22 protein-coding genes are annotated in these 24,256 nt (G+C 63.6%); 13 read left to right on the forward strand and 9 right to left on the reverse strand.

Annotation, left to right across the window (positions count from 1 at the left end; all coding sequences use genetic code 11):
* Positions 1-68: 68 nt before the first annotated feature.
* Entirely contained in the window at positions 69-2,225 is a 2,157-nt protein-coding gene (locus CSQ93_RS08025; RefSeq protein ID WP_099377617.1) for a TonB-dependent receptor, read from the forward strand.
* Positions 2,226-2,286: 61 nt separating this feature from the next.
* On the opposite strand, the gene CSQ93_RS08030 is transcribed toward CSQ93_RS08025, so the two are convergent.
* From CSQ93_RS08030 to pdxR, 6 genes are all read right to left on the reverse strand, one after another.
* Positions 2,287-2,955 carry a uracil-DNA glycosylase gene (locus CSQ93_RS08030; protein ID WP_099377618.1) on the reverse strand — a complete coding sequence of 223 codons (669 nt, stop codon included), beginning with the start codon at positions 2,953-2,955 and terminating at the stop codon, positions 2,287-2,289.
* A 90-nt stretch (positions 2,956-3,045) separates the two neighbouring features.
* Positions 3,046-3,351 (reverse strand): Txe/YoeB family addiction module toxin, encoded by a 306-nt coding sequence (locus CSQ93_RS08035; RefSeq protein WP_099377619.1) that lies wholly within the window; start codon positions 3,349-3,351, stop codon positions 3,046-3,048.
* A complete protein-coding gene (locus tag CSQ93_RS08040) occupies positions 3,332-3,604 on the reverse strand; it encodes a type II toxin-antitoxin system Phd/YefM family antitoxin (protein ID WP_099377620.1) in 273 nt (90 codons plus the stop codon). The genes CSQ93_RS08035 and CSQ93_RS08040 overlap by 20 nt, the downstream gene beginning before the upstream one ends.
* Before the next feature lie 121 nt (positions 3,605-3,725).
* Positions 3,726-4,742, reverse strand: coding sequence for a lipoyl synthase (gene lipA / locus CSQ93_RS08045; protein ID WP_034782748.1), 1,017 nt, complete (start codon positions 4,740-4,742; stop codon positions 3,726-3,728).
* A gap of 37 nt (positions 4,743-4,779) precedes the next feature.
* Positions 4,780-5,484 carry a lipoyl(octanoyl) transferase LipB gene (gene lipB, locus CSQ93_RS08050; RefSeq protein ID WP_035823263.1) on the reverse strand — a complete coding sequence of 235 codons (705 nt, stop codon included), beginning with the start codon at positions 5,482-5,484 and terminating at the stop codon, positions 4,780-4,782.
* Positions 5,485-5,559: 75 nt separating this feature from the next.
* Complete coding sequence (pdxR, locus tag CSQ93_RS08055; protein ID WP_099377621.1) at positions 5,560-7,032, reverse strand: MocR-like pyridoxine biosynthesis transcription factor PdxR; 1,473 nt, start codon at positions 7,030-7,032, stop codon at positions 5,560-5,562.
* A gap of 115 nt (positions 7,033-7,147) precedes the next feature.
* On the opposite strand from pdxR, the gene CSQ93_RS08060 reads away from it, so the two are divergent.
* Positions 7,148-8,353 carry a multidrug effflux MFS transporter gene (locus CSQ93_RS08060; protein WP_099377622.1) on the forward strand — a complete coding sequence of 402 codons (1,206 nt, stop codon included), beginning with the start codon at positions 7,148-7,150 and terminating at the stop codon, positions 8,351-8,353.
* On the opposite strand, the gene CSQ93_RS08065 is transcribed toward CSQ93_RS08060, so the two are convergent.
* Entirely contained in the window at positions 8,346-8,642 is a 297-nt protein-coding gene (locus CSQ93_RS08065; RefSeq protein ID WP_099377623.1) for a DUF493 family protein, read from the reverse strand. The two genes, CSQ93_RS08060 and CSQ93_RS08065, sit on opposite strands and share 8 nt — an antisense overlap.
* On the opposite strand from CSQ93_RS08065, the gene CSQ93_RS29420 reads away from it, so the two are divergent.
* Positions 8,641-8,877 (forward strand): hypothetical protein, encoded by a 237-nt coding sequence (locus tag CSQ93_RS29420; RefSeq protein ID WP_233516110.1) that lies wholly within the window; start codon positions 8,641-8,643, stop codon positions 8,875-8,877. The two genes, CSQ93_RS08065 and CSQ93_RS29420, sit on opposite strands and share 2 nt — an antisense overlap.
* Positions 8,878-8,959: 82 nt before the next feature.
* On the opposite strand, the gene CSQ93_RS08070 is transcribed toward CSQ93_RS29420, so the two are convergent.
* The gene (locus CSQ93_RS08070; protein WP_099377624.1) at positions 8,960-10,657 is read right to left on the reverse strand and encodes a DUF6600 domain-containing protein; all 1,698 of its coding nucleotides are present in this window, start codon (positions 10,655-10,657) and stop codon (positions 8,960-8,962) included.
* Between the two features lie 102 nt (positions 10,658-10,759).
* The gene (locus CSQ93_RS08075; protein WP_099377625.1) at positions 10,760-11,401 is read right to left on the reverse strand and encodes a LysE family transporter; all 642 of its coding nucleotides are present in this window, start codon (positions 11,399-11,401) and stop codon (positions 10,760-10,762) included.
* 193 nt (positions 11,402-11,594) lie between these two features.
* Here CSQ93_RS08075 and CSQ93_RS08080 point away from each other — a divergent pair, with 193 nt between their 5' ends.
* From CSQ93_RS08080 to ccoO, 10 genes are all read left to right on the forward strand, one after another.
* Positions 11,595-12,542: a DUF808 domain-containing protein gene (locus CSQ93_RS08080; RefSeq protein ID WP_099377626.1), complete on the forward strand. Its 948-nt coding sequence runs from the start codon at positions 11,595-11,597 to the stop codon at positions 12,540-12,542.
* Between the two features lie 84 nt (positions 12,543-12,626).
* Positions 12,627-13,058 carry an inner membrane protein YiaA gene (gene yiaA, locus CSQ93_RS08085; protein WP_099377627.1) on the forward strand — a complete coding sequence of 144 codons (432 nt, stop codon included), beginning with the start codon at positions 12,627-12,629 and terminating at the stop codon, positions 13,056-13,058.
* A gap of 45 nt (positions 13,059-13,103) precedes the next feature.
* Positions 13,104-15,212, forward strand: a complete 2,109-nt coding sequence (locus CSQ93_RS08090; protein ID WP_099377628.1) for an EAL domain-containing protein — start codon at positions 13,104-13,106, stop codon at positions 15,210-15,212.
* 195 nt (positions 15,213-15,407) lie between these two features.
* Positions 15,408-17,075, forward strand: coding sequence for a methyl-accepting chemotaxis protein (locus CSQ93_RS08095; RefSeq protein WP_099377629.1), 1,668 nt, complete (start codon positions 15,408-15,410; stop codon positions 17,073-17,075).
* Positions 17,076-17,099: 24 nt separating this feature from the next.
* Positions 17,100-18,548 (forward strand): oxygen-independent coproporphyrinogen III oxidase, encoded by a 1,449-nt coding sequence (gene hemN, locus CSQ93_RS08100; RefSeq protein ID WP_099377630.1) that lies wholly within the window; start codon positions 17,100-17,102, stop codon positions 18,546-18,548.
* Between the two features lie 9 nt (positions 18,549-18,557).
* Positions 18,558-19,328: a sulfite exporter TauE/SafE family protein gene (locus CSQ93_RS08105; RefSeq protein ID WP_099377631.1), complete on the forward strand. Its 771-nt coding sequence runs from the start codon at positions 18,558-18,560 to the stop codon at positions 19,326-19,328.
* A 22-nt stretch (positions 19,329-19,350) separates the two neighbouring features.
* Positions 19,351-21,777 (forward strand): heavy metal translocating P-type ATPase, encoded by a 2,427-nt coding sequence (locus tag CSQ93_RS08110; protein ID WP_099377632.1) that lies wholly within the window; start codon positions 19,351-19,353, stop codon positions 21,775-21,777.
* On the forward strand, positions 21,777-21,956 hold the full coding sequence (gene ccoS, locus CSQ93_RS08115; protein ID WP_099377633.1) for a cbb3-type cytochrome oxidase assembly protein CcoS: 180 nt from the start codon (positions 21,777-21,779) through the stop codon (positions 21,954-21,956). The genes CSQ93_RS08110 and ccoS overlap by 1 nt, the downstream gene beginning before the upstream one ends.
* A gap of 241 nt (positions 21,957-22,197) precedes the next feature.
* A complete protein-coding gene (gene ccoN / locus CSQ93_RS08120; RefSeq protein WP_046681775.1) occupies positions 22,198-23,625 on the forward strand; it encodes a cytochrome-c oxidase, cbb3-type subunit I in 1,428 nt (475 codons plus the stop codon).
* Positions 23,626-23,640: 15 nt separating this feature from the next.
* Positions 23,641-24,255 (forward strand): cytochrome-c oxidase, cbb3-type subunit II, encoded by a 615-nt coding sequence (gene ccoO, locus CSQ93_RS08125; protein ID WP_099377634.1) that lies wholly within the window; start codon positions 23,641-23,643, stop codon positions 24,253-24,255.
* Position 24,256: the final 1 nt, after the last annotated feature.

A 24,256-nucleotide genomic window follows, 5' to 3' on the forward strand; every position in this document is an offset into this window, starting at 1 on the left:
TTCAGGCTGCCCCTTGCCGCATATTGATGCGCGCCGGGCCGCCTGGCGTTGACACTTTGAGGTTTATCATGCAACACACACCACGCCTGAGCGCGCTGTCGCTCGCCCTTGCCAGCCTGTTCAGTTTTTCCGCCCACGCCGCCGAGCCTGCCGAAGCCAGTACTGATGCTGCCCCGCAAGACATGCAAAAGGTCGAAGTCACGTCCGCCCATCTGAAAAGCGCACGCATCGAGCTGTCGCCGAAAGTCGGCACCACCATCTACAGCATCGACAGCCACATGGTCGACATGCTGGGCCAAGGCGACAACACGCCGTTCAATGAAGTGCTGCTGCGCCTGCCGGGCGTGTCGCAGGATTCGAAGGGTTCCGGCGCCCTGCACGTGCGCGACGACCATGCCAATGTGCAATACCGCATCAATGGCGTGCAATTGCCAGAAAGCATCACCGGCTTCGGCCAGTCGATCGACACGCGCCTGATCGACAAGACGGATTTCATGACGGGCGCCTTGCCGGCCCAGTTCGGCCTGCGCACGGCGGGCATCGTCGATATTGAAACGAAAGAGGGCGGCATGACGCCTGGCGGGCGCATCGGCATCATGATCGGCAGCCACGACCACGTGGAGCCGAGTGCCGAATTTTTCGGCAGCGTCGGCAAATTCAATTACTACCTGTCCGGCAGCTACCTGGGCAATTCGCTGGGTGTGGAAAACCCGCAAGACACGCGCAGCGCCCTGCACGACAAGACGCGCCAGAACAAATCGTTCGGCAGCCTGTCGTATTTCCTTGATGACAACACCCGCCTGGGCGCCATGTTCGGCACGTATAACGGCCGCTTCCAGATCCCGAACAATCCGGACCAGGCGCCCGCTTTCAGTCTGAATGGCCACAGCGATGCGCAGGCGGGCACGTCCACGTTACCGTCGTCGCTGCTGAATGAAAACCAGCGCGAAGTGAACCGCTTCCTCGTGCTGTCGCTGCAAAAAAGCCTGGGCGACGTCAATTACCAGGTGTCGGCCTTCCACCAGTATTCGGAACTGCATTTCACGCCCGACGCTATCGGCGACCTGATCTACAACGGCGTCGCCTCGGACTCGCGCCGCGCCAACAGCGCTTCCGGCGCCCAATTCGATATCAGCTACAAGCTGCACCCGGACCACACCGTGCGCGCGGGCCTGGCCTACACGCGCCAGAAGACGACGAGCGACAACGCGGTGGCCGTTTTCCCGAGTATTGACGGGGCGCAAACCTCCACCACGCCGATCACGGTGCTGGACAACAGCGGCAAGACGGGCACCCTGGCCAGTGTTTACCTGCAGGATGAATGGCATATCAGCAAGCCTTTGACCCTGAACTATGGCGCCCGCTTCGACAAGGTCTCGGCCTACACGAGCGAGCAACAATGGAGCCCGCGCATCAACCTGGCGTACCAGCTGGCACCGGGCACGGCCCTCCACGCCGGCTATTCACGCTACTTCACGCCGCCGCCGCAGGAACTGGCGGCGCAAGGCAGCATCGACCTGTACGCGAACACGACGAACGCGCCGGAAATCGGCCAGTCCGACAACGTCAAGGCCGAGCGCACGCACTACTATGACGTCGGCATCAGCCATCAGGTGAATGCGAAACTGACCGTGACGGCCGATGTGTACTATAAAAAGATCAACAACCTGCTGGATGAAGGCCAGTTCGGCCAGGCGCTGATCTTGACGCCGTTCAACTATGCGGATGGCTACGCCAAGGGCCTGGAATTGTCCGCCATCTACAGTGAGAAAAACTGGGGCCTGTTCCTCAACGCCAGCACGCAAAAGGCGCAGGGCCGCAACATCAATTCGGGGCAAGCCCTGTTTGGCGCCGATGAGTTGAACTACATCAGCAAGAACTATGTCTACCTCGATCATGACCAGAAATACACGCTGTCGGGCGGCGGCCATTATCACTTTGGCGATTCGCAAGTAAGCGCTGACTTCCTCTACGGCAGCGGCTTGCGCTTGACACCGGACGGCGGCGCACCGAATTCCGGCCATTTGCCCGGCTACTTCACCGTCAACACGGCGCTCACGCACACGTGGAAAAACACGCCGGTCGGCAAGGTCGAGGGACGGCTGGCCCTGATCAACCTGTTCGACAAGTCGTACCTGCTGCGCGACGGTTCCGGCGTGGGCGTGGGGGCACCGCAGTATGGCGCCCGCCGCAGCTTCTATGCAGGCCTCTCAACCAGCTTTTAACCGTTACGCGCGAAGACAGCGGCAGGGAGCAACGCCTGCCGCTGTCGGTTGCCGTCAGGAATCAGCCATCACCCCAGGCGATGGGCGCCTGGCCATGCGCCTGCAGATACGCATTCGCCTGGCTGAATGGCTTGCTGCTAAAGAAACCTTTACTGGCCGACAAGGGAGACGGGTGCGGCGCCGCCAGCACCAGGTGCTTGCCGGGATCGATCAGGGTGCGCTTGGCTTGCGCGTAGCCGCCCCACAGGATGAACACGAGGTGTTCTCGCTCGGCGGACAGGTGACCGATGGCGCTGTCCGTCAATTTCTCCCATCCCTTGGCCGCGTGCGAACCGGCCGCCCCGGCGCGCACCGTCAGCACGCTGTTGAGCAGGAACACGCCTTGCCCGGCCCAATCGGACAAATCCGTGCGCGTGCGCTCGATACCCACGTCGCTGCGTAATTCCTTGAAGATGTTCTGCAGGCTAGGCTGCGGTGGCGTGCCTTCGGGAATCGAAAAGCACAGCCCCATGGCCGCACCGGGCGTGTGATACGGGTCTTGCCCCAGGATCACGACTTTGACCTGCCCGAACGGCGTCAGGTCGAATGCCCGGAAAATGAGTTTACCGGGAGGACAACACGGTCCCGCCGCATACTCTTGCTTCACGAAGGCGGCCAGGCGTTCCCAGTAGGGCTGGGCAAACTCGCCCTCCAGCCGCGCCTTCCACGATGCGTCGATGCGTACGTCCATGGCTCCTCCGTCAATCATGTTTTTAAAGCATCATCGATCAGTATAGCGGCGTCACGTCCGGTACCGCGTTACGGTACGGCTAGGCAAAATTTATTTATCGTCGTAGTGATAACGGCACGCGGCCACATAGATGCAGCCCGCGTCGGGCAGGTACACGAGTCGGTGCTGGCGGTCGATGCGGCGCGACCAGAAACCCGTCAGATCGCCTTTCAGCGGTTCCGGCTTGCCCGTGCCCTTGAAGGGGTCGGCCAGGCATTCATCGAGCAAGTCATTGATTTTTTGCAGGATTTTCAGATCGCTCTCTTGCCAGAACAGATAATCTTCCCAGGCATGATCGGTCCAGGCCAGCACGGCGCTGCGCGCCTGCTGCTTGTTCTCAGTCTTCCTGTTTTTCATGCTGCGCCAATAATTCTCGTGGCTGCGCCTTGCCCGCCTTGATCTGCGCCACGGACGCCATCAGGCGACTGGCATTCTTGGCCGTGCCCAGCAAATACAGGGTTTCCTCGATACTGTTGTAGTCCGACAAGGACAGCATCACCACGTGCTCGCCATTCACGCGCGTGATCACCGTGGGGGTATGGTCATTGCAGACGTCGTCCATCACGCTTTTCAGGCCCGCGCGCGCCTCGCTGAAAGTCAGGATATTCATGCCGTGCCACCGCTCCCTTGAAAGTACATGCCAATAATTGTACAGGATGTTGTACATCACCTCAATTAGACAAAAAAAACCGCCCGGCTAAAGCGGACGGTTTTTGATACAACTCAAGTGCTTAGAAATTCAGCGCCGATTCCACGCCGGCGCTGTGCGCCTGTTCATCCGCGTGGTACGAGCTGCGCACCATGGCGCCCACGGCGGCGTGGGTGAAGCCCATTTTGTACGCTTCTTCCTCGAACATTTTAAATACGTCCGGGTGCACGTAACGGCGCACGGGCAGGTGGCTGTTCGATGGCGCCAGGTATTGGCCGATGGTCAGCATGTCGATGTCGTGCTCGCGCATGTCGCGCATCACTTGCAGGATTTCCTCGTCCGTCTCGCCCAGGCCCACCATGATGCCGGACTTGGTCTTCACGTCCGGGTACATGGCCTTGAAATCTTTCAGCAGTTTCAGCGAGTGCATGTAGTCGGAGCCGGGACGGGCTTCCTTGTACAGGCGCGGCGCCGTTTCCAGGTTGTGGTTCATGACGTCAGGCAAGCCATCCTTGAACAGGTTCAGGGCTTTTTCCAGGCGGCCACGGAAGTCGGGCACCAGCACTTCGATGCGGGTGTTCGGCGACAGGGCGCGCGTTTGCTGGATGCACTCGACGAAATGGCCGGCGCCGCCGTCGCGCAAGTCATCGCGGTCGACGGAGGTGATGACGACGTAGTTCAAACGCAGCTTGGCGATGGTTTTCGACAAGTTGGCCGGCTCTTCCTTGTCCAGCGGATCAGGACGGCCATGGCCGACGTCGCAGAACGGGCAGCGGCGCGTGCACTTGTCACCCATGATCATGAAGGTGGCCGTGCCCTTGCCGAAGCATTCGCCGATGTTCGGGCAGCTGGCTTCCTCGCACACGGTCACGAGCTTGTTTTCGCGCAGGATGTCCTTGATTTCATAGAAACGGGTCGAAGCCGAGGCGGCCTTGACGCGGATCCAGTCCGGCTTTTTCAGGCGCTCGACTTGCTCGATCGGAATGATCTTGATCGGAATGCGCGAGGTCTTGCTGGCGCCTTTTTGCTTTTCGCTCGGGTTGTACGCTGGAGCGGCAGTAGCGGCGGGGGCGGTGCTGGAAATGGTCTCAGAAGTCATGGCTGCAAGCCCTTGACGGGCATGTTGGTTTGTTTGCTCAGGCATCCGCTGCCTGAGGCGCGCCTGCGGCGCTGTTTACTTCGCTTACATCGAGTAATACGGTCAATTCCTGGGCCAGGGCCCGCTGCACTTCTGCCAGCGGCGCCGAAACGCCCATGCTGCGCATGTCCACCGTCTTCAGACCGGAATAGCCGCAAGGGTTAATCCAGGAAAACGGGGCCAGGTCCATCGCCACGTTGAGCGACACGCCATGGTAGGTGCAGCCGTTGCCGCGCACTTTCAAGCCCAGCGCGGCGATCTTCGCACCCTTGCTTGGTCCGCCGGCAATATAGATGCCAGGCGCGCCATCGATGCGCTCGCCAGCGAGATTATACGCCGCCAGCACGTTGATGATGGCTTGCTCGATTTTATGCACGAACTGGCGCGCATACAGCTTGCCGCCCGGCTTGTTGCGGCGCAAGTCCATCAGCAGGTAAATCACCACCTGGCCGGGACCGTGGAACGTCACTTCGCCGCCCCGGTCCGTCTGCACCACGGGCACGTTCTCGGCGCCGGCCAGCAAATGGCCGCGGTCGGCCGCCAGGCCCAGCGTGAACACGGGCGGATGCTCGACGATCCACAGTTCGTCGCGCGTGTCCGTCGTGCGCGCGTCGGTAAAGGCGCGCATGGCGGCAAAGGTCGGCTCGTAATCGACGCGGCCCAGCTCGCGGATCAGCGCCGTTTCGGTGCGGGTGGTGGTCATGACAGATTCTGTAATCAGCTGCCGGCGCCCTGGGGACGCTGCGGCGAAGCCGTGATTATAAGCCAGGCCGCCATTTCATTCCGGGCCGGACTCTGGCAACCACAGCAATCTGCCCAATTTTTGTGCAGCATGGCGTATCTGGGCCCCATTCAGGGCCGTATAGCCGAGCAGCACGGCCGGCGCCAATTTTGCGCTGTGACAAAAATCGCCGAGCGGCTGCAGCGCCAGCCCCTCTTGCGCGGCGCGCGCGCAAAATGCCCGCTCGTCGCTGTCCGGCGGCAGCCACAGCACGCAATGAAAGCCCGCCTGCTGGCCGGAAATGGCGTAGCGGCCGGGCGCGGTCTGCTCGAGGCAGGCCAGCAGCAGGTCGCGCCGCTCCTTGTAGGCCAGCCGCGCCTGGCGCAAATGGCGCACGAAGGCGCCATCCTCCATCCAGGCGGCCAGCGCCAGTTGCTCCGTCACGCCCACGGACCTGCCCGTCAACCGCAGCATGCGCAGCAACGGCGGGCGCAAGGCGGGTGGCAGTACCATGAAACCCACGCGCAGGCCGGCAAACAGCGTCTTGTTGAAACTGCCACAGTAAATCACGCGCTGGTACTGGTCCAGCGCCTTCAGGGCCGCCAGCGGCGCGCTCTGGTAATTGAATTCGCTGTCGTAATCGTCTTCCACCACCCAGGCGCCGCTGTCATTCGCCCACTCCAATAACGCCAGGCGGCGCGTGACGGACATGGTCACACCCAGCGGCGACTGGTGCGCCGGCGTCACATACGCGAGGCGGGCATCCGCGTGGGCGGCCAGGGCGGCGCAATCGATGCCCTCGGCATCAACGGCAATGTCGACCGGCACGGCGCCAGCGAGGGCGAACAGGGCGCGCGCGGCCGGATAGCCGGGTTCTTCCAGGCAGACTTTATCGCCATCGCGCACGATGCTGCGCGCCAGCAAGTCGATTGCGTGGCGGATGCCGGTCGTGACGACGATGTCTTGCGGGTCGCAGCGGATGCCGCGGTACTTGGCGAGGAAATCGGCGATCTGCTGACGCAGCTGGGGCAGGCCGGCCGGATCGGCGCTGCACAGCTGCTCCGGCGTGGCGGCGGCCAGCGCCCGCGTGGCGCACTTGGACCAGGCCGCCATGGGAAACAGGCTGGCGTCGGCGCGCCGCGCAACAAACGGCAAGCCGTCGCGCACGCCCGTATCGGACACGGGAACGGGCTCGGAAAATGGCCCGGCCGGGGTGGCATCTGCCAATCCTGCCATCAAGAAGCGTTCCGGCACGACGGCGCACACGCGCGTGCCGGAACCGGGCACGCGCGTCACGTAGGCTTCCGCGTGCAGGCGGTCGAACACGGTTTCGATGGTGCCGCGTGACAACTCCCACCGTTCCGCCAGGGTGCGGCTGGATGGCAAGCGGCTGCCCGCCGGCAGCATCTTCGTCAGGATGGCCGAGCGCAGCGCTTCATACGCGCCATCCTGCTTGTTGACGCCCTCCTTGTCGAGCCAGCTGGTGGGACGAGGCAAGTCCAGGGCGTGCGGTGATTTTCCTCGCGGCATAATAATCGTCCAAGTGGTCCAATGAATTTTCTGATGACTGGCACTTCGCATTACACCACAAACATCCTACTCTCACCGTTCTGGTGCGTCTGCCATTTCTTGCATATCGAAAAACATGAATCAACGAACAACACTTCCCCTGTGGGCCTGGGGCGGCATCGTGCTGCTGCTGGTCTGCCTGTCGCGCATCAGCATCGACATTTATCTGCCGTCGCTGCCGGCCATGGCCGATGCCCTGCATGCCAGCGATGCCCAGCTGCAACTGACCCTGAGCCTGTTCATGGCCGGCTCGGCCGCCTCGATGCTCGCTTGCGGGCCGCTGGCCGACCGCTACGGACGCCGTCCCGTGCTGCTGGCCGGCACGGCCATTTATGTACTCGCCAGCATCGTTTGCAGCGTAACTTCCGACGTGCACGTGCTGATCGCCGCGCGCGTGCTGCAGGCGTTCGGCGGCTGCAGCGGCACCATCATCGGCCGGGTCATGGTGCGCGACCGCTTCGATCCCGCCACGCAGGCACGCATGCTGGGGAAAATATCGATGGTGATGGGTTTGTCGCCGATCCTGGCGCCGCTGGCCGGCAGCGTGCTCGACGCGGCGTTCGGCTGGCGCGCCGTGTTTGGCGTGCTGTGTGCGCTGGGCGCGCTGTCGCTGGGGTTGATCGCCGCCTGGGTGCCGGAAACCAGGCCGGCCAGCGTCGTGCCACAAGGTAATACTTTGGCGCTGTACCGCCGCCTGCTGGGCGACGCGTATTTCCTGCGCTATGCGCTGGCCATCGGCTGCGTGTATTGCACGTATTTCCCCTTCATCGCGGAATCATCCGTGCTGCTGCAAAGGGGCATGCACCTGTCGCCGCATGCGTATGCGCTGGTGTTCGCGCTGACGGTCAGCGGCTATATCGCGGGATCGAGCCTGTTTCGCGCACTGGGGCCGCGCCTGGGCGCCGATCATATGCTGGGCGTGGCGGTGCTGCTGAATGTAACGGGCGCGGCCAGCCTGTTGCTGGCGGGTACGTTGGCGCCGCAGCACGTGGCGTCGCTGGTGGCGCCGATGCTGCTGGTGATGGTGTCGGTGGGCATGGCCATTCCCGCCTGCCAGCTGGCCGTGCTGCAGCCGTATGGCGACCAGGCGGGCAGCGCCTCGGGCCTGTTCTTCTTCGTGCAGATGGCCATTACGGCCGCCTGCGGCGCCGTCATCGCCGCCATCACGGACGGCAGCGAAAAGCCGCTGCTGTGGGTGACGGCGGCGGCCAGTGGCGCCTTTGCCGCCGTCTGGCTGCTCACGAAGAGCCGGGCCAGCGTGGCGGCAGCCAGCCTTACATGACGATCTTCACCATCGGGTGGCCCGACAGCGCCATGTACAGGGCGTCGAGCTGCTCGCGGCTGATGGCGCGCACGGTGACGGTCAGGCCCGTGTAATTGCCCTTGCCCGATGGACGCTCTTCCATGCGGCCCGCGTGGAAGGTCGGATCGTGGCTGATCACCAGTTCCAGCATGGTCGGCGCGAAGTCGACATGCGTCGGGCCCATGATCTTGATGGGAAAATCGCTCGGGTATTCGATCAGCGATTCGCTGGGAGGAATGATGTGTTCGCTGGGAGGGATGGTTTGCATGGGAATTCCAATCAGTGCCGGTCAGTGCCAAAGGCGTATTGTAGCCAACTTTGGCAGCGCCTGCGCCCGCTGCCATGGCGCCAGAGGCGCGGAAAAAAAAAGCCAGCTTTGTAAGCTGGCGAAAACTATTTCGTTTGGACAAAATAGCCGGAAAATCGGTGCTGTCAGCCGTGAAGGCATTGCGCTGTCTTGCAATGACGTCACTGTAGACAAAACACCGCGGCTTGACCGCTGAAATGTGACGAACTGTCGGTTTGGCGGCTTGAACGTCGATAATCCATGACCGGACGGACAGGCGGCCAGCGCCAGCGGCCCGTTCAGCGTTCCATTTCCTGCATCCGGCCACTGCGGCCGGGAGCGCCGCGCTCATTGGCCCTGTCGTTGGCCCTGTCGTTGGCCCTGTCGTTGCCCCTGTCATTGACCCTTTCTTGATTCCTGGCGCGCGCGGCTGGAGCCGGCATCGGCGGCGCTGCGGGCCGCGGCTGGGCCACCGGCGGCGGGGCAGGCATGGACGGCGGCGGTGCCGTTTGCAGCACTTCGCGGCGGGGACCACGTTCTGCGCGATCCGGGCGCGGCGCATCAAAGGGACGCTCGGCGCGGGGCCGGTGCTCGCCACGCCAAGCGGGATGTGCCACCTGGTCTTGCACGGGTGGCAAGGCCGGCATCGCCGGCATCAGGGGCTGTTGCGGCTGGGGCGGCTGTGCCGGCACGGGCGGCCGGTTCGGCTGCATGGGACGCGGCGCCAGGTGCGTCTGGCCATCGTCCGTCTGCAGGCGACCGGGGCGGTTGACCCAATCGCGCCGGAACTCCCTGTCGCCGCGCGACGCATCGGAAGGGCGCTGCCAGTTGCCCGCCGGCGCAGCCGGCGTGCTCAAGGGCATGCTTTGCAGCACGGGCGCCGGCATGATGGTGCGGTTGCGGTGTTCGCGCTCACCAGCCACGGGACGGCGCCCCTCGGCCACGCGGTTGAGGCGGCGTTCATACTCTGCGCTGGCGCGGTAGCCGGGCACGTAACGGTCGTGCGGCGACAGGGGAAACCAGCCCACGTCGGGACGCTGGCCGCGGTTCATCCCGTGATTGCCGCCAACCCAGCCCACCAGGGCCGGCGCCCAAGGCACGCGGCCGCGCTCGCGGCCCGGCGCCCAGCCCCAGCGCTGGCCCAGCATTACCCAGCGGCCGTAATGCGAGGGCGCATAGCCCCAGGGTGCATTGTCGACCCAGGTCCAGCCCCATGGCGCGATCCACGTCCAGCGCCCGTCGCTGTACGGCGCCCAGCCGGCCGGCACCGTGCTGGGCAGCCACAGGGGGCCGTATTCCGCATCGTCCTGCCAGGCGCCGTAGCGGTCCAGCTCTTCATACCCTGTCGTATCGTCCGTGACATAGCGCAAGGCCGGCGCGGCGGCGGGCAAGGCTTCGGGCCAATTGTCGAAGGCGATCCGCTGCAAGGCGCCCGTGCGCAATTCTTCGTCCGTCAGTTCGGCGCGCTTGCCGGCACGCAAGGTCACGCTGCCCGTCGCGCCATCCACGTCGGCCGCCCCGTCGAGCACGCTGACGACGCTGGCGCCGCTCTGGCGCCCCGCCTCGATGCGCACCCAGCCCGGCTGGGTCAGGATCACGCGGGCCTGGGCCGTGGTCAGCTCGAAGCCGCGCAGCGCGTCGGGATTGCGCACGCGCACGCTGACCGTGCCATAGCTGAGGTGCAATTTGAAACTGTCGTCATCGAGTTCGCTCACTTCCAGCTCGGAATCGCCATCGAGGCGCACGGCGGCCGCGCCCACGCGCAATTCCGCCAGCGCGCCGCGCATGGTGCTCAAGCGGTTATCCGTCGTGACGGGCCAGTTCAGCAGGGCATTTTGCGCCTCGCCATCGCCGGCGCGCACCAGCACCTGCCCTTCGACGGTGGAAATGCGGCCCACGCGGACAGGCGGATCTTCGGCCAGGGCCAGGGAGCACGCCGACGACAGCAACACGGCGCACACGGTATTGAGGAAGGGGAAAGACAGGATCGGACGCATGGCAGCGCTCCAGGCAGGACTTACAAGGATGACATGCCCGATTACATCCGCATTGGGCGGGCATCGCAAGCGGGCTTACAAATGTTTGCAACTTGATCTGCCTCAGGACGCCGCCTGGCCACCGCGCTTGACGAAGAACAATGCCGTGCCGACGGCCATCAGCAAGCCGCCAAAGAAGCGGTTCTGCTTTTTCACGGCCTTGGCATCGCGGAAAAAACGCTGCATCGAGGAAGCCAGGAAGGCGTAACTGTGCATGACGATCTGGTCGATCGTGCACATGGTGACGGCCAGGATCAGCAATTGCGGCAGCAGGGGCGAAGTTGGACTGATGAATTGCGGCAATACCGCCACCATGAAAATGATGCCCTTCGGATTCGTCACATTGGTGAGAAAGCCCGTCAGCACGCGCCGGCCCATGGGCGGCACCACGGCGTCGGCGTGCAGCTCACCCGCCACCGCCACCTTGGCGCGCCACTGCGACAGGCCCAGGTAGATCAGGTACAGGGCGCCCACCGTCTTGACGATATTGAACGCCACTTCGGAAGCCAGCAGCAAGGAGCCCACGCCGGCGCCGGCGATGCCCAGCACCACCAGCAGCCCCAGCTGCAGGCCGAGAATCGTGGCGCTGGCCTTCTTCACCCCGTACGACAGGCCGTGCGACATCGACAGCACGGCGCCCGAGCCGGGCGAGACGGCGATGATGGAGGCGGCGATGACAAAGGTGATCCAGGTGGCAAAGGACATGCGGTTTCCATAAAAATGATGGTGATGAGCAATTTTAACCCGCTCAGTGCGGCCTTGCCGGCCATCCCTGGGGTAAGATCGCAGTCACACCTTAGCCACATCGTTCCTTGCCGTACAACCAAGAATAACATCATGAAAAACAACACTTTCCTCGCTCCAATATTCCCTGCCACCACCGTGGGAGCGCGCTGAGATGGCCGGCTCCAGCCTGCTGGCCCTGCTCGACGACATCGCCAGCATCCTCGATGACGTTTCCCTGATGACCAAGGTGGCCGCCAAGAAGACGGCCGGCGTGCTCGGTGACGACCTGGCCCTGAACGCGCAGCAAGTGGCCGGCGTGCGCGCCGAGCGCGAACTGCCCGTGGTGTGGGCCGTCGCCGTCGGTTCGCTGAAGAACAAGGCCATCCTCGTGCCCGCCGCGCTGGCCATCAGCGCGTTTGCGCCGTGGGCCATCACGCCGCTCTTGATGGTAGGAGGAGCCTACCTGTGCTTCGAGGGTTTTGAGAAGATCGCGCATAAGTATTTGCACCCGGACGACAGCCACAAGGCCGAGCTGGCGCAGGCGCTGCGCGACCCGCAGGTCGACCTCGTCGCGCTGGAAAAAGACAAGATCAAGGGCGCCATCCGCACCGATTTCATCTTGTCGGCGGAAATTATCGTCATCGCGCTGGGCACGGTGGCCGCGGCCACCTTCGCCGAGCAGGTGGCCGTCGTCGTCGGCATCGCCCTGCTCATGACGGTGGGCGTGTATGGCCTGGTCGCCGGCATCGTCAAGCTCGATGATGCGGGCTTTTACCTGGCCGCGCGCAAGGGTGCGGGCGCGCTGATGGATGGCGTGCGCGGCTTTGGCCGCATGCTCGTGTCAGCGGCGCCGAAACTGATGAAATTTCTCTCCGTCGTGGGCACCCTGGCCATGTTCATGGTCGGTGGCGGTATTTTGACGCATGGCTGGCCATGGGCCAGCGGCATGCTGCACCATGTGGAAGCCGCCGTCGGCGGCGTGGCCGGCATCGGCCCCGTGCTGGCAGCCGTCACGCCCAGCCTGATCAACGCGGTGGCAGGCCTCATCGCCGGTGGCCTGGTGCTGGCCGGCGTCACGGCCGTGTCGGCTTTGTTGCGCATGATCAAGCCAAGCAAATAGACTTTCTGGTCTGATGGGGCGGCAGGCGCATCCGTGCCTGCCGCCCCGGCCATGCCGGCGGCGCCCGCTGCCCATGGAGACCCTATGCATACTTCCCCCGCCCCACGCCCCAGCAGCGCCTTTATCGGCGCCTCCTGGGCGGCATTGCTGATCGGCATCGTCACCTACCTGTCCGGCCTGTGGAACGCCGGCATGGCCCTCAACGAGAAGGGCTATTACTTCACCATCCTCATGTATGGCCTGTTCGCCGCCATCTCGCTGCAAAAATCCGTGCGCGACCGTAACGAAGGCATCGCCGTGACGGGGATATACTTTGGCCTGTGCTGGATTTCCGTGCTGCTGGCCTTGCTGTTATTGACTGTGGGCCTGTGGAACGCTAATCTGCAAAATAGCGAGAAAGGGTTTTATGCGATGGCATTCCTGCTGAGCCTGTTTGCAGCCGTGGCAGTGCAAAAGAATGTGCGCGACGTGGCACGGGCCGCGCCAGCCACCTCTGCCGAGGCGCCGGGAACTTAAACACCAGCGGGGCATCTATTCCTGTATCCATGTCGGGAGAGGATGATGAGCGACCAGCAGAAACGTTTGCAAATGGCACTGGAGGCGGCGCACATGGCGATCTGGGATTCGCGCATCGTCGCTGGCCAGGTCATCGACGGCACGGTCAGCTGGTCGGCCAAGGGCGCCACCTTGCTGGGCCTGGAAGAGCGGGCGCTGACGCAGCCATTCCGCAGCTTTCTCGACTGCGTGCACGCCGGCGACCGCGACAAGGTGATCAAAGTGCTGCAGGACGGCGTGCGCCGGCGCGGCGGCTACGCCCTGCAATACCGCGTCGTCTGGCCCGATGGCAGCGAACACTGGCTGGCGGCCAAGGCGCACATCTTCATGGATGCCGGCGGCCAGCCCGAACGCACCCTGGGCATCATCTGGGATATCACCGAGCACATGGCGCGCGAACTGATGATCGCCGAACGCAAGGAACTGGCCGAAGTGACGCTCAGTTCCATCGGCGACGGCGTCATCACCACCGATCCGTTCGGCAAGACGCGCTACCTGAACCGGGTGGCCGAGCAATTGACGGGCTGGAGCAACGAGCTGGCCCAGGGCCTGGATATCTGGGAAACCCTGAACCTCGTCGATGAACACACGGGAGAGCCGCTCGAACACGTGGCCATCAAATGCTTGCGCCAGCGCCAGGCCATCGGCATTTCCACGCATGCGCAGCTGGTCAAGCGCGACGGGCGGCGCATCGCTGTGGAAGAGTCCGCCGCGCCCATCTGGTCGCGCAATGGCGACATCCTCGGCGCCGTCGTCGTGTTCCGCGACGTCAGCCACGAGCGCAAGCTGAGCCAGCAATTGTCGTGGCACGCCACGCACGACACCCTGACAGGCCTGATCAACCGGCGCGAATTCGAGCACCTGGTGGCTGGCGCCCTGCACACGGCCAAGCAGGATGGCCACGTGCATGCGCTGCTGTACCTGGACCTGGACCAGTTCAAGGTCATCAACGATACCTGCGGCCATGGCGCCGGCGACGTGTTGCTGCAACTGCTGGCGAAGATGCTGCAGGCACAAATGCGCGACAGCGACATCCTGGCGCGCCTGGGCGGCGACGAACTGGGCGTGCTGCTGCCGCACTGTCCGCTCGACCACGCGCGCGTCATCGGCGAACAGCTGCGCCAGTCCATCCGCGATTTCCGTTTCGCCTGGGATAGCCGCAGCTTCGAGCTGGGCGTGAGCATCGGCATGGTGGAAATCAGCCAGGACAGCAAGTCCATGAGCGAGCTGCTGAGCGCGGCCGACCAGGCTTGCTACCTGGCCAAGGAGCAGGGCCGCAACCGCATCCACGTCTACCAGGAGTCCGACGTCATGCTGGCCCAGCGGCATGGCGAAATGCTGTGGATCTCGCGCCTGAACGAAGCGTTCGCCCACGATTATTTCCGCCTGTACGCCATGCCCATCGTGCACCTGCACGACAGCCAGGAACACCACGACGAAGTGCTGATCCGCATCCGCAACAGCAAGGGCGATTTGATACTGCCCGGCGCCTTCATCCCGGCTGCAGAACGCTACGACATGATGCTGTCCATCGACCGCTGGGTCATCCGTGCCGTCTGCGCACATATCGAGAGCGTGCGCGACAGCCTGCCGCCTTTGGCCGCGCTGGCGGAAAGCCGGCGCCGCGCACCGGCCCTGTATTCCGTCAACCTGTCGGGCATGTCGCTGGCCGATGCCGGCTTGCACGATTACATCACCGAGCAGTTCGTGCAGTTCGCCATCGCGCCCGAGCAGATCTGCTTTGAAATTACGGAAACGGCCGTCATCGCCAACCTGCCCAAGGCGCAAGTGTTCATGCGCCAGCTCAAGGCCCTGGGCTGCCGCTTCTCGCTCGATGACTTTGGCAGCGGCTTTTCCTCGTTCGGCTACCTGAAAGCGCTGCCCGTCGACTATCTCAAGATCGACGGCGTTTTCGTGCGCGACATCGCCACCAACGCCATCAACCGCGCCATGGTCAAGGCCATCAATGAAGTGGGGCACGTAATGGGCCTCAAAACGGTGGCCGAATACGTGGAAGACGCGGCCACCCTGGCCGTCATCCGCGAACTGGGCATCGACTACGCGCAAGGCTACGCCGTGGGCAACCTGCGGCCGCTGACGGCGGGCGTGGATTAGCCGCCAGCGGCAACCAGTATCTTTAAAGCAATGCCGCATTGCTATCGCTAAATGCGTGCAAGCACGACCAATCTTGAGGATTTTGATCTACATCAATAAATTTGCGCAGGCGACTCCTTACACTGATCTCCATTCTTGCAATCGTGCAAGTCTTACTCACCAATTGCCTATTTAACTGATCAGGAAGCCGCGACCATGCGACAAAATTTGCCAGTGACTAACCGTGAAGTCCTCGTCCTGGACGATCAGGCCATCGTGTCGAAAACGGATATGAACGGCAATATCGTCTATGTGAACCCCTACTTCAGCCAGGTCAGCGGCTTCAGCGAAGCCGAGCTGCTCGGTTCGCCCCAGAACATCGTGCGCCACCCGGACATGCCGGCCGAAGCGTTTGCCGACCTGTGGACCTCGATCCAGGCCGGCACGCCATGGACGGGCCTGGTCAAGAACCGCTGCAAGAACGGCGATTTTTACTGGGTGCGCGCCAACGTCACGCCCATCCGCGAAGCGGGCAAGACCATCGGCTACATGTCCGTGCGCGTGAAAGCGGACAAGGACCAGGTCAAGGCAGCCGAAGAAGCCTATGCGGCCATCCGCAACAAGGAAGGCGGCAACATCGTCATCAAGAACGGGCAGATCGTGCGCCCTGGTCTGGCACACCTGCTGCATAACCTGACGCACATGTCGCTCAATCTGCGCATCTGGGCCGCCACCTCCATCGTCAACTGCCTGCAACTGCTGGTGTGCGTCATCAGCCTGTTCGCCAGCGGCGGCAAGATCACCAATTACGCCATCTTCGGCGCCACCCTGTTCGGCTTCCTGATCAACGTTTTCCTCTGGTACACCTTGCGCATGTCCGTGCTCAAGCCGCTGGGCAAGGCCCTGAACGGCGCACGGGCGATTGCCGCCGGCGACCTGTCGGGCAGTTTTGAAACGGAAAGCACGGATGAAGTGGGGCAATTGCTGCGCGCGCTGCAACAGATGAACAGCAATCTGATCGCCACCATCCGCGACGTGCGCATCAACGTGGAAACCATGGCCGTGGCCACCAAGCAAATCGCCGTCGGCAATATGGACCTGTCGGGCCGCACGGAATCGCAGGCCGCCAGCCTGGAAGAGACGGCCTCGAGCATCGAGGAATTCTCGTCGACCGTGAAACAGAATGCGGACAACTCGGTGCAAGCAAATGAACTGGCCGTGGCCGCCTCGAAAGTGGCCGTACAGGGCGGCGAGATCGTTGCCGAAGTGATCACCACCATGGACGAGATCAACACCTCGTCGAAGAAAATCGTCGACATCATCGCCTTGATCGAAGGCATCGCCTTCCAGACCAACATCCTGGCCCTGAATGCGGCCGTGGAAGCGGCGCGCGCCGGCGAGCAGGGCAGGGGCTTCGCCGTCGTGGCAGGCGAAGTACGCAACCTGGCGCAGCGCTCGTCCGTGGCGGCCAAGGATATCAAGCAACTCATTGAAATTTCCGTCGGCAAGGTGGGCGCCGGCATGCTGCAGGTGAACCGCGCCGGCGCCACCATGGAGCAGGTGGTCAGCTCCGTCAAGCAGGTGACGGCCATCATGCAGGAAATTTCCATCGCTTCGCGCGAACAGAGCATCGGCGTCGACCAGGTCAACCAGGCCATCGCCCACATGGACCAGGTGACGCAGCAGAACGCGGCCCTGGTGGAAGAAGCCGCCGCGGCCGCCACACGCCTGGCGGAAGAAGCTGCCAGCCTGTCGCAAGCCGTAAGCCTGTTCAATTTCGGCAAGATGCCGCCACCGCGCCGCGTCGCCATGCCTGGCGGCAAGTCGGGCGCCGCAGGCGCCGCGAACGCCGGCAAACCCGCCATGAAACGCCTGGCCGCCTAAACCTTTCAAGACTTTACACACATCATGCCTACACTACTCAGCAGTGCTTCCGCCGACCTGGACGCCGTCGTCGAATTCGACCCGGTCATCATCGGCAAGATGAGCCAGTCCGGCCCCCGCTACACGTCCTACCCGACCGCCGACCGTTTCAATGCGGAATTTGGCTACGGCAACTTCCTCGAAGCGCTGGCCGCCCTGCGCATGCGCGGCGGCCGCCGGCCGCTGTCGCTGTATGTGCACGTACCGTTCTGCGACACCCTGTGCTACTACTGCGCCTGCAACAAGATCATCACGAAAGACCGCAGCAAGGCGGCCACCTATCTCAGCTATTTAAAACAGGAAATCGCCATGCAGGGCAAGCTGTTTGCCGGCATGAACCAGATCGAGCAATTGCACTTCGGCGGCGGCACACCGACTTACCTGAGCGAAAAGCAGATGGATGAACTGATGGCGCATTTGCGCCAGCATTTCGAGTTTGCGTCCGATGAAGACGGCGAATACTCGATCGAGATCGACCCGCGCACCGTCTCGCGCGAGCGCGTGTTCTCGCTGCGCGCGCAAGGTTTTAATCGCATCAGCCTGGGCGTGCAGGATTTCGATGCCGACGTGCAAAAGGCCGTCAACCGCATCCAGCCGGAAGCGGAAACGGTGGCCATCATGCAGGCGGCGCGCGACGCGGGTTTCCGCTCGATCAGCATCGATCTGATCTATGGCTTGCCGAAGCAAAACCTGGAAACGATGACGGAAACCCTGCGCAAGGTGATCAACGCCAGCCCCGACCGCATCGCCCTGTACCATTACGCGCACATGCCGCATCTGTTCAAGCCGCAGCGCCGCATCCTCGACGCCGACATGCCCGACAGCGCCACCAAGCTGGCCATGCTGGGCCTGTGCATCGCACGCCTGACGGCCGCCGGCTACGTCTACATCGGCATGGACCATTTCGCCAAGCCGACGGACGACCTGGCCGTGGCGCAGCGCCAGGGCCGCTTGCACCGCAACTTCCAGGGATACTCGACGCGCGCGGAAGCGGACCTGATCGCCTGCGGCGTGTCGGCCATCAGCTCCGTCGGTGCCGTCTACAGCCAGAACGAGAAGACGCTCGACGCGTATTACGAAAAACTCGACGAAGGCGTGCTGCCGATCGCCCGCGGCATCAAGCTCGACACGGACGATTTATTGCGCCGTATCATCATCCAGATGCTGATGTGCAATTTCGAATTGTCGATCGCCACCATCGAGCAAGCGCACCCCGTGAAATTCCGCAGCTATTTCGCCGCCGAACTGGACAAGCTGCGCGAACTGGCGCGCGACGGTTTGCTCGTCATCGAGGAAGACTGGCTGACGGTGACGCCGAAAGGGCGCTTGTTGATCCGCAATATCTGCATGGTCTTCGACCGCTACCTGACCCTGGCGCGCGCCAACACGGCGCCCGACGCGGTGCAGCCGCTGCGCTACTCGAAAACGGTGTAGCGCCGCGCGATGAATGCCCTCAGCCTCGTGCCCATGTTCCTGGTCGGTCTGGCCGGCAGCGTGCACTGCATCGGCATGTGCGGCGGCATCGTCGGCGCCCTGTCGCTGGGCGGCGGCGCAGCGGCGGCGCCCACGCGTCCCGTGATCGCCATTGCCGTGGCGCGCCCGGCATTGCAGACAAGCTTGCAGACGAATGTGCTGCGCGTGCTGGCCTACAACGGCGGGCGCATACTCAGCTACATGCTGGCCGGCGCCATGGCCGGCAGCCTGGCGGGCGCGGGCATGCTGCACCTGGCGTCACTGCAAGTGGCCGGCTACTGGCTGGCCAACCTGATGCTCGTCGCCCTGGGCCTGTACCTGATGGATGCCTGGCGCGGCCTGGCGCATCTGGAAGCGGCCGGCAACGTCGTCTGGCGCCGCGTGCGGCCCCTGTTGAAACCGCTGATGCCGATGGATACGCCGTTAAAAGCGCTGGCCGTGGGCGGGCTGTGGGGCTGGGTGCCGTGCGGCATGGTCTACAGCGCGCTGCTGACGGCCATGCTGCAAGGCTCGGCGCTGAACGGCGCGGCCACGATGGCCGCCTTCGGCCTGGGCACCCTGCCCACCCTGCTGGGCATGGGTTTACTGGGTACGCGGCTGCGCGCGCAGATGCAGCGCCGTCCCGTGCGCATCGCCAGCGGCTTGCTGGTGCTGGGCTTTGGCCTGCTGGGCCTGCTGCGCGCCGCGCATGGCGTGTCGCTGGGCTGGCTCGACGCCCTGTGCGTCACGGGCCATCCATGAAAAGACGCATGAAACCAAACCTATGAATGCTGTTTTACAACCCTCCGCCTGCTTCCATTGTGGCTTGCCCATACCAGGCGGCTCCAGCTGGAACGTCACCATCGACGACGTGCCGCGCGCCATGTGCTGCCCCGGCTGCGAAGCGGTGGCGCAAACCATCGTCGACATCGGCCAGAGCGCATACTACCGCGACCGCGACGAATATGCCGTCAACGCGGCTGATGCGACCATGGTGCCGCCCGAGCTGCGCCTGTACAGCAATGATGACGCGCAATTCGCGCGCGACGCCAGCAGCTGCGAAGCGACCCTGTCCGTCGAAGGCATCCGCTGCGCCGCCTGCGTCTGGCTGATCGAGCGCCAGCTGACGCGTCTGCCCGGCGTACAGGCGGCCAGCCTGAACGTCGCCACGGAGCGCCTGTACGTGCGCTGGAGCCGCGCCGAATGCGAACCGGGCGACATCCTGCAAGCCGTGCGGCAAGTCGGCTACACGGCCTATCCGTATGATGCCGTGCGCCATGGCGAGCGCCTGCAAAAGGCCAGCAAGACCCTGGGCCGCCAGCTGTTCGTGGCCGGTCTGTCGATGATGCAGGTCATGATGTACGTGGCGCCCGCCTACCTGGCCGAAGATGGCACGCTGGACGACAATATGGCCAGCCTGATGCGCTGGGCCAGTTTGCTGCTCACCTTGCCGGCCATCTGTTACTCCGCCATGCCCTTCTTCCAGGGCGCCTGGGTCAGCTTGCGCGCGCGCACCCTGGGCATGGACGTGCCCGTGGCGCTGGGCATCCTGGCGGCCTTCTTCGGCAGCGTGGTGGCGACCTTTACGGGCCGCGGCGAGGTGTATTACGACTCGGCCACGATGTTCATTTTTCTCTTGCTGTGCAGCCGCTATTTCGAGCTGCAGGCGCGCCGCAAGGCCGCCTCGGCCCTTGAGCGCCTGCAGCACGCCTTGCCCGCCTCCGCCTCGCTGATGGCGGGCTTCCCGGACCACCGCGCCACCACCCTGGTGCCGGCCGGCAGCCTGGCCGTGGGCGACATCATCCTGGTCAAACCGGGCGAGGCAATCGCCGCCGACAGCGTCATCATCGAAGGCACGAGCGCGCTTGATCTGTCGCTGCTGACGGGCGAAAGCGCGGCGCAGCGCAGGAAAATGGGCGAACAGGTGCCGGGCGGGGCGATCAACGCCAGTGCGGCGCTCATCTTGCGCGTATTGAAACCGGCGCGCGAAAGCACCCTGTCCGATTTATTGAAACTGATCGAGCGGGCCGGCAGCGGCAAGCCGCAGATCGCGCAGTGGGCCGACAAGGTCGCCGCCTGGTTCGTGCTGGGCCTGCTGCTGTTTGCCATCGCCGTGTTCGCCTTCTGGAGCTGGCATGACCCAGCCCAAGCCTGGCCCGTGGCCATTGCCGTGCTGGTCGTGTCGTGCCCGTGCGCGCTTTCTCTGGCCACGCCGACGGCGCTGGCGGCCGCCACCGACAGCCTGTTGCGGCGCGGCGTGCTGATCGTCCAGCCACACGTACTGGAAACCTTGCACCGCGCCACCCACATCGTCTTCGACAAGACGGGCACCCTGACCCTGGGCCGGCCCGTGCTGCGGCAAATCGAAGGACTCGGCAGCATGGGCGAGGACGCGTGCCTGCAGGTGGCCGCCGCGCTGGAAGCGGGCAGCGCCCATCCGCTGGCGCAGGCGATACTGGCAGCAGCCAAGGAACAGCCACGCACGCACGCGGAACAGTTGCAGGAAGTACAGGGCCAGGGCCTCGAAGGCAGCGTCGATGGTGTGCGCTACCGCCTGGGCAATGCGGCCTTTGTCGCCGCCATCGCCGGCCCGCCGCTGGGCGATACGGCCGTCGGCATGCAGGGCATGACGCCGCTGTACCTGGGCACGCAAGGGCGCTGGCTGACGCGCTTCCTGCTCAGTGACGCGCTGCGCCCGGAAGCGCGCGAAGTGGTCGCGTATTTCCACCGGCGCGGCAAGCAAGTCGTGCTGCTCAGTGGCGACCAGGAAGCGCTGACGCAAAGCGTGGCGACGGAACTGGGCATCAACACGGCCTGCGGCGAATGCCTGCCCGATGAAAAGCTCGATTTCGTGCAGCAACTGCAGGCCACGGGCGCCGTGGTGGCGATGGTGGGCGACGGCATCAACGACGCCGCCGTGCTGAGCGGCGCCGACGTGTCCTTCGCCATGGGTTCCGGCGCCGCCCTGGCGCAGGCCCATGCGGACACGGTGCTGCTGTCGAGCCAACTGGTTTCCGTGCTCGACACGGCGAAAACGGCGGCGCGCAGCATGCGCATCATCCGCGAAAACCTCGCTTGGGCAACCCTGTACAATCTGACGGCCATCCCGGCCGCCGCGCTGGGTTTTTTGAACCCCTGGCTGTCCGGCGTCGGCATGGCTGCCAGCTCGGCCGTCGTCATCGCCAACGCCCTACGCCTGCGGAAAGTCTAATGGAAGCTCTTTACCTCCTGATCCCCTTGAGCGTCGTGGTCGTCTTCATCGCCCTGTGGGTGTATTTCACGGCGTCCGACAGCGGCCAGTTCGACGACCTCGTCGGACCGGGCCTGCGCGTGTTGCAGGACGACGATACGACAGCCAAGCCGCCGACGCCCGGCGAACCGCATCCCTGACCCCACCAGCCCGGCTGGCGTCCCGCACGCCATGCCGGCGCGTCTGCCCCTCATCCCTCCTGATTGCAGGGATCTTGCATGGCTTTTTTGACGGGAATTTGATCGAGATATCACTTTATTTCGATGCCAGTTCGCTACGCTTATTTCATCCGGGGAATTTTGATCCACATCAAAGTTTTTTCGCGGTCAAACACTTACTCTCTGGCCACCATCATAAATAGTAATTCCAGGGAGAGTCTTTGTGGATCAATCGCTGAACTATAACTACAAGATCGTGAAGCAATTCGCGGTCGCTACTGTGGTATGGGGCATCATCGGCATGCTGGTTGGCGTTATCATCGCCGCTCAGCTGGCCTGGCCTGCCCTGAACCTCGATATACCATGGCTGACATACGGACGCTTGCGTCCGCTGCACACGAATGCGGTGATTTTCGCCTTCGGCATCTGCGGCCTGTTCGCTACTTCGTACTACGTTGTACAACGCACCTGCCAGGTGCGCCTGTTTTCCGACAAACTGGCCGCCTTCACGTTCTGGGGCTGGCAAGCGGTGATCCTGTGCGCCGTCGTCAGCCTGCCCATGGGCCTGACCCGCGGCAAGGAATACGCGGAACTGGAATGGCCTATCGCCATCCTCATCGCCGTCGTCTGGATCGCCTATGCCATCGTGTTCTTCGGCACCCTGATCAAGCGCAAGGTCAAGCATATCTACGTGGCCAACTGGTTCTTCGGCGCCTACATCCTGGCCGTGACGATTTTGCACGTGGTCAATGGCGCCGTCATGCCAGCCTCGTTCACCAAGTCGTATTCCGCGTATGCGGGCGTGCAGGACGCCATGATCCAGTGGTGGTACGGCCATAACGCGGTGGGTTTCATCCTGACCGCCGGCTACCTGGGCATGGTTTACTACTTCATCCCGAAACAGGCCGAGCGCCCCGTGTACTCGTACCGTCTGTCGATCGTCCACTTCTGGGCGCTGATCTTCACCTACATGTGGGCCGGCCCGCATCACCTGCACTACACGGCATTGCCTGACTGGACGCAATCGATCGGCATGGTCTTCTCGCTGGTCCTGCTGGCACCAAGCTGGGGCGGCATGATCAACGGCATCATGACCCTGTCGGGCGCCTGGCACAAGCTGCGTACCGACCCGATCCTGAAATTCATGATCGTTTCGCTGTCGTTCTACGGCATCGCCACCTTCGAAGGTCCGATGATGTCGATCAAGACCATCAACTCGCTGTCGCACTACACCGACTGGACCGTTGCCCACGTGCATGCGGGCGCCCTGGGCTGGGTGGGCTTCATCACCATGGGTTCGATCTACTATCTGCTGCCACGCCTGGCGGGCCGCACGCAGATGCACAGCACGCGCCTGGTCGACGTGCACTTCTGGGTGGCCACCATCGGCATCGTGCTGTACATCGCCGCAATGTGGATCGCCGGCGTGATGCAGGGCCTGATGTGGCGCGCAGTCAATCCGGACGGCACCCTGACCTACACCTTTGTCGAGAGCGTGAAAGCGACGTATCCGTACTACGTGGTGCGCGTGGCCGGTGGCCTGCTGTACCTGTCGGGTATGTGCATCATGGGCTACAACACCTGGATGACCTTGCGCGGCAGCAAACTCCCCGTCGCCCGCATTCCGGAACTGAACGCGGCGCACGCCTGATAGGAGCATAAGCAAATGAAATTTTCACATGCATGGATTGAGAGAAACCCCTGGCTGCTGATCGCCCTGGTCACCGTGGTGATCAGCATCGGCGGCGCCGTCGAGATCGTCCCCCTGTTCTTCCAGAAGAGCACGACGGAGCCGGTCGCCGGCCTGAAACCGTACTCGCCGCTGCGCCTGGCTGGCCGCGACATTTACGTGCGCGAAGGCTGCTACAACTGCCACTCGCAGATGGTGCGTCCGCTGCGCGCGGAAACGGAACGCTATGGCCACTATTCGGTCGCTGGCGAGTTCGTCTACGACCGTCCGTTCCAGTGGGGTTCCAAGCGCACGGGGCCGGATCTGGCCCGCGTGGGCGCGCGCTACAGCGATGAATGGCACCGCACGCACTTGAACAACCCGCGCGACGTGGTACCCGAGTCGAACATGCCGTCCTACCCCTGGCTGGCGAAGACCAAGCTGGTGCCTGACGACATCATGCCGAAGATGCGCGCCCTGCAACGCCTGGGCCAGCCGTACAGCGATGCAGAAATCGCCGCCGGCCCCGCGCAGTTGCAGGACAAGACGGAAGAAGACGCCCTGGTCGCCTATCTGCAAGGCCTCGGTACATTAATCAAAACAAGGAATTAGC

It is taken from the genome of Janthinobacterium sp. BJB426 (assembly GCF_002735705.1).
Lineage (GTDB): Bacteria > Pseudomonadota > Gammaproteobacteria > Burkholderiales > Burkholderiaceae_D > Janthinobacterium.